Source organism: Amycolatopsis sp. NPDC049691 (genome assembly GCF_040675005.1).
In the GTDB taxonomy this organism is placed as follows: Bacteria; Actinomycetota; Actinomycetes; order Mycobacteriales; family Pseudonocardiaceae; genus Amycolatopsis.
The window spans coordinates 41,637-55,712 of sequence record NZ_JBFANX010000003.1 but is presented as its reverse complement, the minus strand read 5'-3'; the positions used below and the strand labels follow the sequence as shown (position 1 = coordinate 55,712).

General features: G+C 71.2%; 14 protein-coding genes and 1 pseudogene. 4 read left to right on the top strand and 11 right to left on the bottom strand.

Annotated features, from left to right (window positions below; all coding sequences use genetic code 11):
• Window positions 1-34 precede the first annotated feature (34 nt).
• A complete protein-coding gene (locus tag AB0J40_RS07360; RefSeq protein ID WP_364448870.1) occupies window positions 35-1,003 on the bottom strand; it encodes a helix-turn-helix domain-containing protein in 969 nt (322 codons plus the stop codon).
• A 173-nt stretch (window positions 1,004-1,176) separates the two neighbouring features.
• Between AB0J40_RS07360 and AB0J40_RS07355 the strand changes: the two genes are divergently transcribed.
• Window positions 1,177-4,581 (top strand): S8 family serine peptidase, encoded by a 3,405-nt coding sequence (locus AB0J40_RS07355; protein WP_364448868.1) that lies wholly within the window; start codon window positions 1,177-1,179, stop codon window positions 4,579-4,581.
• A 141-nt stretch (window positions 4,582-4,722) separates the two neighbouring features.
• Here AB0J40_RS07355 and AB0J40_RS07350 read toward each other — a convergent pair whose 3' ends face one another.
• On the bottom strand, window positions 4,723-5,178 hold the full coding sequence (locus AB0J40_RS07350) for a GAF domain-containing protein (protein WP_364448865.1): 456 nt from the start codon (window positions 5,176-5,178) through the stop codon (window positions 4,723-4,725).
• A 304-nt stretch (window positions 5,179-5,482) separates the two neighbouring features.
• Between AB0J40_RS07350 and ctaD the strand changes: the two genes are divergently transcribed.
• Entirely contained in the window at window positions 5,483-7,207 is a 1,725-nt protein-coding gene (gene ctaD, locus AB0J40_RS07345) for a cytochrome c oxidase subunit I (RefSeq protein ID WP_364448862.1), read from the top strand.
• A gap of 2 nt (window positions 7,208-7,209) precedes the next feature.
• Here ctaD and AB0J40_RS07340 read toward each other — a convergent pair whose 3' ends face one another.
• From AB0J40_RS07340 to AB0J40_RS07330, 3 genes and pseudogenes are all read right to left on the bottom strand, one after another.
• The gene (locus AB0J40_RS07340; protein WP_364448859.1) at window positions 7,210-7,893 is read right to left on the bottom strand and encodes a helix-turn-helix domain-containing protein; all 684 of its coding nucleotides are present in this window, start codon (window positions 7,891-7,893) and stop codon (window positions 7,210-7,212) included.
• 5 nt (window positions 7,894-7,898) lie between these two features.
• A complete protein-coding gene (tal, locus tag AB0J40_RS07335) occupies window positions 7,899-9,050 on the bottom strand; it encodes a transaldolase (RefSeq protein ID WP_364450035.1) in 1,152 nt (383 codons plus the stop codon).
• Between the two features lie 54 nt (window positions 9,051-9,104).
• Window positions 9,105-9,932 (bottom strand): annotated as a pseudogene (locus AB0J40_RS07330) (universal stress protein); the annotation flags it as partial.
• 147 nt (window positions 9,933-10,079) lie between these two features.
• Here AB0J40_RS07330 and AB0J40_RS07325 point away from each other — a divergent pair.
• Complete coding sequence (locus AB0J40_RS07325; protein ID WP_364448857.1) at window positions 10,080-10,445, top strand: cupin domain-containing protein; 366 nt, start codon at window positions 10,080-10,082, stop codon at window positions 10,443-10,445.
• Window positions 10,446-10,451: 6 nt separating this feature from the next.
• Here the strand turns inward: AB0J40_RS07325 and AB0J40_RS07320 are convergent, their stop codons facing one another.
• From AB0J40_RS07320 to AB0J40_RS07305, 4 genes are all read right to left on the bottom strand, one after another.
• Entirely contained in the window at window positions 10,452-10,616 is a 165-nt protein-coding gene (locus AB0J40_RS07320) for a hypothetical protein (RefSeq protein WP_364448856.1), read from the bottom strand.
• The gene (locus AB0J40_RS07315; RefSeq protein ID WP_364448855.1) at window positions 10,613-10,981 is read right to left on the bottom strand and encodes a DUF488 family protein; all 369 of its coding nucleotides are present in this window, start codon (window positions 10,979-10,981) and stop codon (window positions 10,613-10,615) included. Before AB0J40_RS07315 ends, AB0J40_RS07320 begins: the two co-directional genes overlap by 4 nt.
• The gene (locus tag AB0J40_RS07310) at window positions 10,978-11,436 is read right to left on the bottom strand and encodes a helix-turn-helix domain-containing protein (protein WP_364448853.1); all 459 of its coding nucleotides are present in this window, start codon (window positions 11,434-11,436) and stop codon (window positions 10,978-10,980) included. Before AB0J40_RS07310 ends, AB0J40_RS07315 begins: the two co-directional genes overlap by 4 nt.
• Before the next feature lie 591 nt (window positions 11,437-12,027).
• The gene (locus tag AB0J40_RS07305; RefSeq protein ID WP_364448851.1) at window positions 12,028-12,903 is read right to left on the bottom strand and encodes a universal stress protein; all 876 of its coding nucleotides are present in this window, start codon (window positions 12,901-12,903) and stop codon (window positions 12,028-12,030) included.
• Window positions 12,904-13,046: 143 nt separating this feature from the next.
• Here AB0J40_RS07305 and AB0J40_RS07300 point away from each other — a divergent pair, with 143 nt between their 5' ends.
• Entirely contained in the window at window positions 13,047-13,322 is a 276-nt protein-coding gene (locus AB0J40_RS07300) for a DUF3040 domain-containing protein (protein WP_364448848.1), read from the top strand.
• An 8-nt stretch (window positions 13,323-13,330) separates the two neighbouring features.
• Here the strand turns inward: AB0J40_RS07300 and AB0J40_RS07295 are convergent, their stop codons facing one another.
• Both AB0J40_RS07295 and AB0J40_RS07290 read right to left on the bottom strand, forming a co-directional pair.
• Window positions 13,331-13,792: a GreA/GreB family elongation factor gene (locus tag AB0J40_RS07295; RefSeq protein ID WP_364448846.1), complete on the bottom strand. Its 462-nt coding sequence runs from the start codon at window positions 13,790-13,792 to the stop codon at window positions 13,331-13,333.
• A 101-nt stretch (window positions 13,793-13,893) separates the two neighbouring features.
• Complete coding sequence (locus AB0J40_RS07290; RefSeq protein ID WP_364448845.1) at window positions 13,894-14,073, bottom strand: hypothetical protein; 180 nt, start codon at window positions 14,071-14,073, stop codon at window positions 13,894-13,896.
• Window positions 14,074-14,076 lie beyond the last annotated feature (3 nt).

Sequence of the window (14,076 nt, the reverse complement as noted above, 5' to 3'; positions counted from 1 at the left end):
AAGCGTATCTCGCCGACCGGAGCGGGCCGGCGGCTCAGATCCAGCCGCGGCGGGTGGCTTCCATGGCGATCTGGAAGCGCGTCCGGGCCCCCGTTCGCCGCATCAGCTTGGTCACGTGGCGCTGCACCGTCCGCTCGCTCCAGCCGAGCGCCCGGCCGACGGCCTTGTCGGTCACCCCGGAAGCCAGCAGTGCCAGCAGTTTCGACTCGTCCGCGGACAGCTCGCCGGGGTCGGTGGCACCGAACCGGACCGGGACGCTCCGCGTCCACACCGACTCGAACAGCGCGATCAGCGCGTCCAGCAGGGGAGACGGGTGGATGAGGTACGACGCGGTCAGTGCCGGGTCGCCCGGGCGCATCAGCGGGATGATCGCGAGCCGGTCGTCGGCGATGGCCAGCTTCATCGGGACGTCGCCCGCGATCCGCGCCTGCTCGCCGTGCCGCACGCCCAGCTCGATGTCGTCGAGCAGGCCCGGCAGCTCGACGGCGCTCTTGTCGTAGACCACCCGGTACCGGACCCCGCGTTCGAGCAGCGCCAGCTCCACGTGGTTGGGCTCGCCGTGCCCCTGCGGGGCCGCGTACGGCGGCCGGTCGAACCCGCGCATCTGCACCCGGATGTCCTGCTGCATCCGCGTCCAGCGTTCGTTGACCTCGTCGCGCCCGGAGATCACCTCGACCAGCTCGCCCGGGTGCGCGAACCGGGTGCTCGCCCGGTAGGTCTCCATCAGCGCGCCGATGTGGCGGCGCGTGTCGCGCAGCGCGGCCTCGCGTTCGCGCAGGACCGCCTCGATGGCCCGGTCCGGCGGGACGACGACGTACCGGGTCGGGCGCCCGGCCGAGCGGGTCGCCAGGCCGGACTCGACGAGCGCCCGCAACGCCCGCCGGGTCGCGGGCAGGGAGCGGTGCGTGTCCTGGGCCAGTTCGGGGGCGGTCGCCTGGGTGCGTCGGACGAGGGCGTTGTACGTCGCTTCGTCCTCGCCGCTCACGCCGATGGGCTCCAGCACTGCCCGTCCTCTCCGTGTCGGGTTTCCGACACGTGACCGGAATCCGCCGCCTTGGTGAGCTTGTCACGCGGTGATCATTCCTGCACCGTTTGGAAGTCGACGGCGCGCAACCTCACACGGGGCGCGCCGTCTCGCTTGTCCGCCGCGACCTGACGGAACGAAGGAGTCTCCCCATGTCCCTGTCCGCCTTGCGGACCCGTGGCCGGTACCTGGTGCTCGCGGTGCTCGTCGCCGCCGGGTCCCTCGGTGCCGTGCCGGCGGTGGCCGCCACCGATCCGCCACCCGCGGCCGCCGACGCGAAGATCGCCCAGGAGCTGCGCGACCGGATGGCCGGTGCCCGAAACGGCGCGGATGCGAAGTTCGAGGCGGTCGTCGTCTTGAAGGACCGCGGTCTGCGGCCGGCCGCCCCGGACGCGGCGCGCCAGGCGCTCACCGACTCGGCGCGGGCCATGCAGGCTCCGGTCGTCGACCTCGTCGGCGCCCGCCACGACCAGGTCGTGACCACGTTCTGGCTCAAGAACATGGTGCTCGTCCGCGCCAGCCCGGAGACCCTGACCGCGGTCGCCGCGCTGCCGCTGGTCGACCGCGTCATCCCCAACTTCACCCTGAAGACGCCGACCGAGCCGCAACGGAAGCAGGCCAAGACCGAAGCCGCCGTCGCGTGGGGGGTGTCGAAGATCGGCGCCGACCGGGTGCAGCGGGACGGCGGCACCGGCGCCGGGGTGCGGGTGGCGATCCTCGACACCGGCATCGACACCGAGCACCCCGACCTCGCGGGCAAGCTCGTCAGCGCCGATCCGGCGAACCCGGAGCACCCGGGCGGCTGGCTCGAGTTCGCCGCCGACGGCTCGCCGGTGCACTCCACCCCGCACGACAGCTCCTACCACGGCACCCACGTGGCGGGCACCATCGCGGGCGGGCACAGCTCCGGCACGCAGATCGGCGTCGCCCCCGGCGCGGAGCTGATGGCGGGGCTGGTCATCCCGGGCGGCACCGGCACGCTCGCGCAGGTGATCGCCGGCATGCAGTGGGCGATCGCGCCCTACGACGCCGACGGCAAGCCGGCGGGCAAGCCCGCGAACGTCGTGAGCATGTCGCTCGGCGAAGAGGGCTACAGCAGCGAAATGGTCGAGCCCGCCCGCAACATCTACCTGGCTGGCGCGTTCCCGGCCTTCGCCATCGGCAACGACTGCGTGGCGGGCGGTTCGGCGGCACCGGGCAACGTGTTCGAGGCGACCGGGGTCGGCGCGACCGACGTCGACGACAACGTCCCGGACTTTTCGTGCGGCGGGGTCGTGCGGAAGCAGGACTGGGCCGACGCCCCGGCGAACTGGCCGGACAGCTACGTCGTGCCGGACCTGTCCGCCCCCGGTCTCGACGTCCTGTCGTCGCTGCCCGGCGGCGAGTACGGCCTGCTGAGCGGCACCTCGATGGCGACCCCGCACGTCGCGGGTACCGTCGCGCTGATGCTGCAGGCGAACCCGCGCCTGACTCCCGACGAGACGCTGGACATCCTGACCGGGACGTCGTTCTTCGACACCCGCTACGGCGCCCGGCCGAACACCCGCTTCGGCGCGGGCCGGATCGACGCGGCCGCCGCCGTCGCCGAAGCGCGCCTCGCGAGCGGCATCACCGGGACGGTCACCGCGGACAAGTCCCGGAACCCGCTGCGGGACACGAAGATCACCGTGGCGTCGACCGGCCGGTCCTACACCAGTGACGCCGACGGGCACTTCAAGATCCGGGTGCCCGCGGGCACCTACGACCTGACGCTGTCCCGTTTCGGGTACCGCGACCAGCGCGTGCGGGCCGTGGTGACCGACGGGAAGCCGACCGACCTGCGAGTCGCGCTGCAGCCGACGCCGCGGGGTGTGCTCACCGGCCGCGTCACCTACGGCCCGACGGGTTCGACCGTGCCCGGCGCGACCGTGCGGGTGGCGGACGTGCTCGACGAGCTGACCGCCGTTTCCGACGGCTCCGGCCGCTACACGATCAAGGACGTGCCGGAGGGCACTTACCGGGTGGTGGCGTCGGCGGCCGGGATTTCGGCCGCGAACCCCCGCCAGGTCACCGTGAACCCGTGGTGGCCCGCCACGGCCGACTTCGCGCTGCCGCGGCCGCCGGCGACGCAGCGGGTTTCGGTGACCCGCGACGGCGGGCAGATCCGCGCCGACAGCTTCTGGCCCGCGATGAGCGGCGACGGCGGTGTGGTCGCGTTCGCCAGCACGGCGTCGGAGATCGCGCCCGGCGAGGCGAACGACGACATGGACATCTTCGCCAGGGACAACCGCACCGGCGCGATCGAGCGGATCTCGGCCGCGGCGGACGGCACGGGGGCGAACGCCTGGGCGATCAGCCCGACGATCAGCCCGGACGGCCGGTACGTCGGGTTCCTCAGCGGCGCGACCAACCTCGTGCCCGGCGACGTCAACGGAACACCGGACTCGTTCGCGCGCGATCGGCGGACCGGCCGGACCGAGCTGATCTCGGTGTCCTCCGACGAGCGGCAGGCCGACGGCCTGTCCGGGCAGCCGGTGTTCAGCGCCGACGGCCGGTACGCGGTGTTCCTCAGCCAGGCGACCAACCTGGTGCCGGGGGACACGAACGGCAGGCAGGACGTCTTCCTGCGCGACCGGGTGGCCGGGACGACCGAGCGCGTCTCGGTGGGGGCCGCCGGGGTGCAGGCGGACGGCGATTCGCTGGAGCCGAGCGTGAGCGCCGACGGCCGGTTCGTCGCGTTCGAAAGCGGGGCGGAGAACCTGGTGCCCGGCACCGGCAACGACCACCGCGACGTATTCGTGCGCGACCGGCAGGCCGGGACGACGGAGGTGATCCCGGCGCCGGCCGGGGTGGAGGTGACCCAGCCGTCGATCAGCGCGGACGGCCGGAAGGTGGCCTACGCGAGCAGCGGCGCCGACGCGCCGCCGCAGGTCTACGTGTACGACCGGCAGACGCACGCGAACACCCTGGTGTCGCAGGCGGCGAGCGGCACCGGCGGCGCGGACGCGTACACGGCGAGCCCGCGGATCAGCGGTGACGGGAACTTCGTCGCGTTCTTCAGCTTCGCGGCCAACCTCGTGCCCGGTGACGACGGCTTGTCGGACGTGTTCGTGCGCGACCTGCGGGCGCGGACGACGGCCAAGGTGTCCGGCGGGGCAGGCGGCCGGCTGGGCGACAGCTACAGCGACTTCCCGTCCATCAGCACCGACGGCAAGTACATCGCGTTCGAAAGCGAGGCGACGAACCTCGTCGACGACGACACGAACGGCCGCTCGGACATCTTCGTCCACGACCGGGCACCCGGCCCGGAGCCGCGGTTCGCGGTGGCGGACCTGCACGTCGACGGCGGCCCCGGTCGATCGCCCGTGCGGGTAAGCGCGTCGGTGAAGGACGTCGGCGAAATCGCGGGCACGTACCAGGCGGTGCTGTGGATCGACGGCGCCGTCGCCGGCGAGCGCGCGGTGCCGGTCCGGAAGGACCAGACCACCCGCGTCTCGTTCGAGGTGCGCGACCTGCCGCGGGGAACCCACATCGTGCGGTTCGGGACGCTCACCGGTTCGGTGACCGTGGGCCGGTGACGGACCGCGTGCTCGCGACCCCTTCGGCGGGTCGCGAGCATGCGGCGCCCGTCGTCCGCGCCCGGCAACGCGGCGACCTGGTGCAGCTTCATGTTGGCGTTCTGCGAGCTTTCCACGAGCATCCGGAACGCCGCGACGGCGTCAAGGTCGTGGCGTTGCATCAGGATGCCCTTGGCCATGCGTCTGGGCGCCGACCAGCGCGATGGCCGCGTGCGTGGCGAACAGCCTGCCGTCCTCCCGGGTCTGGTGGCTGAAGGCGTCGTGGGCTCGGGAGTAGAGGTTCAGCGCGCCGAGGGTGGTGCCGGTGACGAACAGCCGGTAGGACAGCATCGAGGGCACGCCGAACTCGGCGGCCGCGGTGGCGAAGTCCTCCCAGCGGTCTTCGGCGGTGAGGTCGCCGGTGCTGTAGACCTGGTGCTCGGCGATGGCGTCCAGGCACGGCCCCTGGCCGGTGCGGTACTGGACCTCGTCGATCGCCCTGACGACCTCGTCGGTCGGGGCGACGGTCCGGATGGCGCGCCCGCGTTCCACGAGGGAGATCCCGGCGAGCTCGGCGCCGTCGACGTGGTCGATCGCGGCCTTCACGATGGCGGCCAAAGTGGACTCGACATCGGGTTCCGCGTCGCGCCCAACCTCGTGTCCGAGTGGTCGGGTTGATCGTTCACGAGCGGCCCCCTTCGCCCTCCTTTTCGGGTTACTCAGCCTAGCGAGGCGAAGGTCCGCGTTCATCTCGACACCGGCCGCGGCCCGGCCGCCGAGCAACGACTGAACTCCGGCCGGCAGGTACCTGTGCGCGCCTTTTTACACTATGCTCACTTGTATAAATGATCGCCGGTTGGCGACCTGTCCTGTCGTTCGGGCAGCGGGGCCGGCGAGACGAAGTCGTGGGACGGAGTTGGCAGTGACGACGACGCGAGGCCCGATCGAGACGCGCGCCCATCCGGTGCGGCCGGCGGTGAAGGGGTCCGCGCTGCTTCGGTTGCTGCGTACGACGGATCCGAAGCAGATCGGGATCATGTACCTGGTCACGTCGTTCGGGTTCTTCATGGTGGGCGGGGTGATGGCCATGCTGCTCCGCACGGAACTCGCCCGGCCGGGCCTGCAGTTCCTGTCGCAGGAGCAGTACAACCAGCTGTTCACCATGCACGGCACGATCATGCTGCTGCTGTACGCCACCCCGATCGTGTTCGGCTTCGCCAACTACGTCCTGCCGCTCCAGATCGGCGCACCGGATGTGGCGTTCCCCCGGCTCAACGCCTTCTCCTACTGGCTGTACCTCTTCGGCGGCCTGATCGTGCTGTCCGGCTTCCTGACCCCGGGTGGCGCCGCCGACTTCGGCTGGTTCGCCTACACCCCGCTCTCGGACGCCCTCCACTCGCCGGGCGTCGGCGCGGACCTGTGGATCACCGGCCTCGTCGTCAGCGGGCTGGGCACGATCCTCGGCGCGGTCAACATGGTCACGACCGTGGTCTGCCTGCGGGCCCCGGGTATGACGATGTTCCGGATGCCGATCTTCACCTGGAACATCCTGATCACCAGCATCCTGATCCTGGTCGTCTTCCCGATCCTGACCGCGGCGCTGTTCGGGCTGCTCGCCGATCGTCGGCTCGGTGCCCACGTGTTCGACCCGGAGACCGGCGGCGCGATCCTCTGGCAGCACCTGTTCTGGTTCTTCGGCCACCCCGAGGTCTACATCGTGGCACTGCCGTTCTTCGGCATCGTCACCGAAATCGTCCCGGTGTTCAGCCGGAAACCCTTGTACGGCTACAAAGGAATGATCTTCGCGACGCTGGCCATCGGCGGACTGTCGATGGCCGTGTGGGCGCACCACATGTACGCCACCGGCGCGGTGCTGCTGCCGTTCTTCGCCCTGATGAGCTTCCTCATCGCCGTCCCGACCGGGATCAAGTTCTTCAACTGGCTCGGCACCATGTGGAAAGGCCGGCTGAGCTTCGAAACACCGATGCTGTTCAGCGTCGGGTTCATGGTGACCTTCCTCTTCGGCGGCCTGACCGGGGTGATGCTCGCGTCACCGGCCATCGACTTCCACGTCACCGACACCTACTTCGTCGTCGCCCACTTCCACTACGTGCTGTTCGGCACCATCGTGTTCGCCACCTACGCCGGCATCTACTTCTGGTTCCCCAAGATGACCGGCCGGATGCTCGACGAGAACCTGGGCAAGTGGCACTTCTGGACCACGTTCCTCGGCTTCCACGGCACTTTCCTGGTCCAGCACTGGCTGGGCAACGAAGGCATGCCGCGGCGCTACGCCGATTACCTGTCCACCGACGGCTTCACCACGCTGAACACCTTGTCCACCATCAGTTCCTATGTGCTGGGGGCCTCGGTGCTGCCGTTCGTCTACAACGTCCTGCGCAGCTTCCGCTACGGCGAAGCCGCCGAGGTCGACGACCCCTGGGGCTACGGCAACTCACTGGAGTGGGCCACCACGTGCCCGCCGCCGCGGCACAACTTCACCGAACTGCCGCGCATCCGTTCCGAACGCCCGGCCTTCGAACTGCACTACCCGCACATGATCGAGCGGCTGCGCGCCGAGAACCACATCACCTTCACCGGGCGCACCGTGCCCAGCGCGGACGAGCCCGGCCCGGCCGCCCCGTAGGTTCAGGAGTTCGACACGGTCAGGTGAGCCAGGCACAGGGACGGTTCGACGAAGGGGTCGAGCCGCTGCGCGGTGACCGGCGCGCGGACCTCGGCCAGGACGCCCTGCATCAGGCCGAGGTGCAGCGAGCACACCACCTCTCGGTGCTGCTGCGCGATCTCGCGGAACGGGCAGTGCCGGAGTGGGATGACCGGCTTTTCGGCGTCCTCCACGGTGCCGGGTGCGAAGCCGGCGTCGGCGAGCACGGCCGACAGGCGCCGGATCCCGTCCTCGGCGTCGACGCGCTCGAACGGCGTCGGCCGCTCGGCCAGATAACGGCCCCATTCCTGGCCCGCCGCGATGGCGGCCTGCCGTGGCTGCGGGAGTTCACCGGCGACCAAGGTGGTCAGCATCGTCGCCAGCAGCTGGTAACTGCGCTGGCCGGCGGCGGAGTCCAGCGCCGTCGCCTGGTAGACCATCCGCGGCCGCCCGGGCTGGGTGCGGTCCTCGACGTGCCGCTCGGCCAAGCCGGCTTCGACCAGGTTGTCCAGGTGGAAGCGGGCCGTGTTCGCGTGCAGGCTCGTCGCCGCCGCGACCTGCTGCACGCCGAGCGGCTGGTCCGCCGCGCGCAGCAGGTCCAGCACCCGGGCCCGGCTCTCGCCGAGAGCGGCACTCGAGGTGACATCGGTCAACGGCCGTTCACGCATGCCGGTCATTTTAGTCGACGTGGATTCGTGTAAACCAGGGGTTCGGCCGTCGGCCGCAGGGCGCGCATCGTCTTGGCCAGCTGTTCGCTCAGCTGGTCCCAGCTGGCTGCGAACGCCGCCACTCCGTTGTCCTCGAGCGTTCGGACGACGTCGTCGTAGTCGACGCCGACCTGTTGCAGCCGGTCGAGGACGCGCTGGGCGTCGTCGTAGTGGTCACGGATCGAGTCGTCCGGCACCCGGCCGTGGTCGGCGACCGCGCGCAGGGTGGCTTCGGGCATGGTGTTCACCACGCCGGGGGCGACCAGGCCGACGACGTAGCGGGTGTCGGAGTAGGCGGGGTCCTTGACCGAGGTCGACGCCCACAGGGGGCGCTGCGGCCTGGCCCCGGCTGCCCGGAGTGCTTCCCACCGCGGTGTGGAGAACACCCGTTCGTGGTGCTGGTAGGCCAGTCGCGCGTTGGCGATCGCCGCACGGCCGCGTAGCTGTGTCGCGGCCGCGGTCCCGATCTTGTCCAGGCGGGCGTCGACCTCGGTGTCCACCCGGGACACGAAGAACGAGGCCACCGAACCGATCAGGGACAGGTCGTGGCCGGCGTGGCGCGCCCGCTCCATGCCGTCGAGGAAGGCGGTCATCACCGCGTCGTAGCGGTCGAGGGAGAAGATCAGCGTGACGTTGACGCTGATGCCTTCGGCCAGGCAGGTGGTGATCGCCGGCAGCGCCTGGCGGGTGGCGGCGATCTTGATGAACAGGTTCGGGCGGTCGATGGCCCACCACAGGGCTTCGGCTTCGGCGACCGTCGCGTCGGTGTCGTGGGCGAGCCGCGGATCGACCTCGATGGAGACTCGCCCGTCCACCCCGCCGGTGGCGTCGTAGACCGGACGCAGGACGTCGCACGCGTCGCGAACATCGCGGGTCGTGAGCGCGCGCAGGGCTTCGCCGGTGTCGACACCGCGCACAGCCAGGCTTCGCACCTGGTCGTCATAGGCCGCGCCGCCGGTGATCGCCTTGGCGAAGATGGTGGGGTTGGTCGTCACCCCCACCACGTGGTCGTGGGCGACGAGGGCGGCCAGGCTGCCCGAGGTCAGCCGGTCGCGGCCGAGGTCGTCGAGCCAGAGGGAAACTCCGCGCTCGGTCAGGGTGGTCAGTGCGTCGGGCATGGTGCTCTCCTCGGGGCTCGCCGGATCCGCTCGGTGCTCGCCGCGGACGACGGCGACCGGGCAGGTCGCGTTGTGCAGCACGGTGTGGCTGGTCGATCCGAGCATCAGCGTGGCGACGTCGCCGTGGCCCCGCGAGCCCAGGACGAGCAGCTCGGCGTCGGCAGCGGCAGCCGTCAGGGTGGCGGCGGGTGCGCCGGAGAGCACGGCCGAGCTGACTCGGACGCCGGGGTGGTGCTGCGCTTGCGACGACAGCAGGCTGTGCAGCGTGTCCGCCGCGTTCACGTGGAGGCGGCGCAGATCCTCTTGCGGGAGGTTCGCCATGATCTGGATCGTGGCGGCGTCGAACACGTGGATGGCGCGCAGCTCGGCGTGGCGCTGGGCGGCCTGGTCGAACGCGAACGCGAGGGCGAGGTGTGAGCTCGACGAGCCGTCGACCCCGGCCACGACCAGCCGCCGGCGGTCTTCGCCGAGGTGGTCGGGGACGATCACGACCGTGCAGCGTGCGTGCCGCGCGGTTCGGGCGCTGACCGAGCCCAGGCGGAATTCGTGCGGTCCGTCCGCTCCGCGCATGCCGACCACGAGCAAGGCGGCGTCGGACGCGGTGTCGACGAGCCGGCGTGCCGGATGGCCGGACACCGCCGCGGGCACCACGTCCACGCCGGGCGCCCGCGTCCGAGCATGACGGACGCCGCGGGCGAGGAGCTGGTCGGCCGCGGAGGCCACGGTGTCCTCGTCGTTGTCGGGCAGGCGTCGGTGACGGCCGACGTGGCACAGGACGACTTGGCTTCCGTCGCGCGTCGCCTGGGCCACGGCCCAGTTGGTGGCCTGGATGCTGCACGGTGAACCGTCGAAGCCGACCACGATGCGGGCTCGGTCGGTCATAGCTACCTCCACATCGGCGGGCGTGGCAACGAGGCGACGAGAGCGGTGACGTCGCCGATGCTCCGTTCCGCTCATCGACTCTATTTAATACTAGGCTACTCGTAAAAAATAAGGTCGGTAGCCCGGCCGCGACCAGGGAGCACATCGATGGAGAAGTCGTCCCTGACCGACCTCGTCCAGCAGCAGCTGGCGGGTGCCCGGGCCTCCTCGAGCGGGCGGAGCGCCCACACGGTGTACGGCGGGCACGGGCAGGTCCTCCGGCACACCCTGCTCGCCCTGGCCGCCGGGTTTTCGCTCGACGAGCACGACAATCCCGGCGAGGCCACCGTGCTGGTGCTGCACGGCCGCGTCCGTCTCATCGCGGGAACCACCGGCGGTGAGGGGCGGCCGGGGGAGTTGCTGATCGTGCCGCGGGCACGACATTCCCTCGCGGCGCTCGAGGACTCGGTCGTGCTGCTCACCGTCGCCAAGGGCGGCAACGGCTACCCGGGGCCCGACCGCCGCCAACCGTGAGGCGGTCTACCTGGTGGAGGTCGGGCAGTGCGACTCGGGGTCGACTCGGGGGTCCTCGACGAACTGGCCGCATTCCGGGCAGACGCGGGCCAGCCAGCAGACCGGGTCACCGCCGGACTGCGGCTCCGAGACGGGCGGTTCGTCGCCGGACGGGCGCGGCGGGGTGGTCATCGGTCTTTCCGGAGCAGGTCGGCCAAGACCGCGGCTTGGCTGTGTTCCACGTCCTTGGTCGCGGTGATCAAGGTGAGCGGCCTGCCTTGTGGCAAGGCGCGGAGGCGGTCGAGCGCCGCGCGGCCGGCGACGGTGTCGAGCTCGTCGCGGTACCGGGAGGAAAATTCGGCGAACTTCTCCGGGTCGTGGCCGAACCACCCGCGGAGCTCGGCCGACGGTGCGACGTCCTTGTTCCAGTCGTCCAGATCCAGTGCGTCCTTGCGGATTCCCCGCGGCCAGAGCCGGTCCACCAGAACCCGGACACCGTCCTCGGGTGCCGGCTGGTCGTACGCGCGCCGCACTCGCACCTGCAGCTGTCCCGTCATCCTTCACCACCCTGGCCGTTGTCCGACGGTTCGTCCCAGATCGGCAGCGTGAGCGCGGCGCCCAGGCGCCGGAGCTCGTCGCGGTGCAGCGCGCTCAGCTGTGCGAGGGCCCGTTGACCGCCCGAGGTCAGCTGGACCCGCACCGCGCGGGCGTCGGTGGGGTCCGGCGCCCGCTCCACCAGGTCCTGCTTCTGGGCGCGGTTGACCAGTTCGACGACGCTGTGGTGCCGCAGCTGCAGCCGCTCGGCGAGCTCGCGCATGGTCGCCCATTCGCGGCCGGGGAAACCCTTGAGCGCCAGCATCAGCTGGTAGTGCTGCGGCGTGAGCCCGTGGCGGCGCACGGTTTCCTCGCTGAAGCGCAGGTACCGCCGGATGCCGAAGCGGAAGCGCGCGAGCTCCTCGAAGTCCTGCTTGGTGAGCCGCTTCGATCCCACGCGCTCGTCCTTCGTCGTCATGACTCCATGAGACCACGTGCGCCCAGGACTTTCGCGGCGACCGGCCCGACCACAACTATATCGTGATACGATACAAATGTCCGACCAGGAAGCCGGCGATGGACCCAGGTTCGGCAGGCCACGCCCGGTCGAGGCCGTCCGGGGCACCGGAACCGGTGACACCCACCAGCTACGGCCATGCCGTGCCCGTCGGCGGGCGACCGGTCCAGTAGGGCCGCCCGTCGACAACACCCCCTGCGGGTGCAGCGCCCGCAGAATCGCGCCCCGGTGAGGAGCGGGGCGCCTCCCGGTCACCGGTGGACTCCCCCGTCCTCCCACCGGTGACCGGGACTTCCTGCGTGCCGAACGGCGTGAGGACGACTTCGCCGAGATCCTCGCCGACCCGGACGCCACCCACGACGTCACCGGCGAGACGAATCTGTCCACAGTGGAACCACTGATCACGGTGCCGAGCTCACCGGGCAGCGTGGTGAGTGTCCGCGAGGTCGCCGGGCGCGAGGACCGGCAGGTCGTGCTGGGCTCCTCCGCCAACCCGGCTTCCGGGACGTCGCCGTGGTCGGCCGGCTCGACGAGAGCTACGCCGCCCGCGCGCTACCGCCGGACGACGGCGACCGGGCAGCCCGCGTGGTGCAGGACGGCCTGGCTCACCGAGCCGGCGATAGCAGCCCGCACACTCCCGCGGCCGCGGGTCCCGACCACGAGGAGGGCGGCGCCGGCGGACTCGGCCACCAGCACGTCCTGGGCGCGGCCCTGGACGAGCCGGAGCTCGATCTGCGCGGCGGCCAGGCGTGACCGCCACGGGGCGAAGAAGCGCTGCAACGTGCGCCACTCGGCGGCTTCGGCCAGCGACCAGTCGTCGGTGACCGCGGCGAGGTCGGCCGTGCCACGCGGGGACCACGCGTGGACGGCGGTGACGCCCACGCCACGCTGGGCCGCGGCCCGCACGGCGAATTCGACGGCGCACTCCGAGCGGTGCGACCCATCGACACCGACCACGACGCGAGCGGCCGAGCGACCGGGCGTCGTCGGCTGCATCGGGCGGACCACGACGACGGGGCATGCGGCGTGCCTGGCGACCCGGAAGCTGACCGACCCGCCGAACAGGCCCCGCACGCCGCCCGGCCCGCGGCTGCCCAGGACGAGCAGCTCGGCGTCGCCGGATTGGGCCAGCAGCGCGGGTGCCCCGGCCCCGATCAGCAGCCGGGTGCTGATCTCGAGCTCGGAAGCCACCTGTCGCGCGCGTCGCACCGCCTCCTCGGTCACCGACCTCGCGACATCGGGCACACCGACGTTCTCGTACGGTTGCGGCAGTTCACCCAGCACGGCCCAGGACGGCACCGCCGCGTAGGCGTGCACGACACGCAACGGCAGCCGACGGACGGCCGCTTCCGCGGCCGCCCAGTCGAGAGCGTCACGGGCGGACTCGGTTCCGTCCACACCGACGACGATCGAACGTCTGCGCCGCATCGTCTCACCCTCGTTCCTCAGCGGTGCCGTCGTCGAGCCGGCACATCCGCGGGATCGACATATGTCGTAACACGATATATGTGCCGTCGCCTGCCGGATATGTCGTGATACGATAGATATCCGGTAGGTCCAGGAGGTGCGTCATGCTGAGCTTCCACGAGCGGAAAACGTTGCGCGAACTTCAACATCGGCTGCTGGCGGACGACCCGGACCTCGAACGGTCGTTCCGTGATGCCCCGCTTCGTCGGGCGCTGGGGCGTCGCGTACGGCTCGCTCTGACCGTGTTCACCGCGTGCGCGTTCGGCGTTGTCCTGCTCCTGCTGGGATCCCCGGCCAGTGCGCTGGGGATCGCCGTCGTGGCCGTGGTTTCATGGCTCATGTGGCTCCGCCCGGACGACGCCGGGCACGGGAAACCCTGACGCGGCACCTACGGCGCGAGCCGCTGGAACCGCCCGTAGGGCTCCGCGTCGATCAGGGTGACGCGCACGGTGGCGCCGCTGGGAACCCGGTAGGTCCGTTGCTCGCCCGGCTTGGCGCCGGCCAGGGCCCGGCCGAGCGGGGAGTCCGGTGAGTAGACCTCGAGGTCGTCCTGTGCCGTTTCGTCGCGCGAGCCGAGCAGGAAGGTTTCGGCGGTGTTGGTGTCGTCGTACTGGACGGTGAGCACCATGCCCGGTTCGGCGATCCCGTCGTCGGGCGGATCTTCGCCGACGACGGCGTCGCGCAGGATGTCGTCGATCTGCCGGATCCGCGCCTGGCGGTGGCGTTTCTGCACGATGCCGTCCGGATCGTCGCCGCAGGAAGCGTTCTCCGTGCGCACCAGGTCGGCGCGCTCCCGGAGCAGGCTGTGGTGGGCGTGGGGGGTCAACCACGGACGGACCGAGGCGGTCATGCTGTTCTCCTTATCCGGTGGTGTTCGAGCTGGGCGTCCGTGGGGGCTGGAGGAGTGGGGGAGGGGCCCAGCCCCCACGGACTTCGGAGAGCCCGCGTCGGTCAGCGGGGCTCTGGCTCGCCGAGCGCACCCGGCGGGAGGGCACCCGCGTCGACGGCGAACCCGGTGGCCGCCTTGAGGAGGATGTCCTTCTCGGTGCGCAGCAGCGCGTTTTCGGCGCGCAGCCGGACCAGTTCGCTGCGCTCGCCGGGTGTCAGCGCCGCTTCGTCGTTCGAGTGCACGGG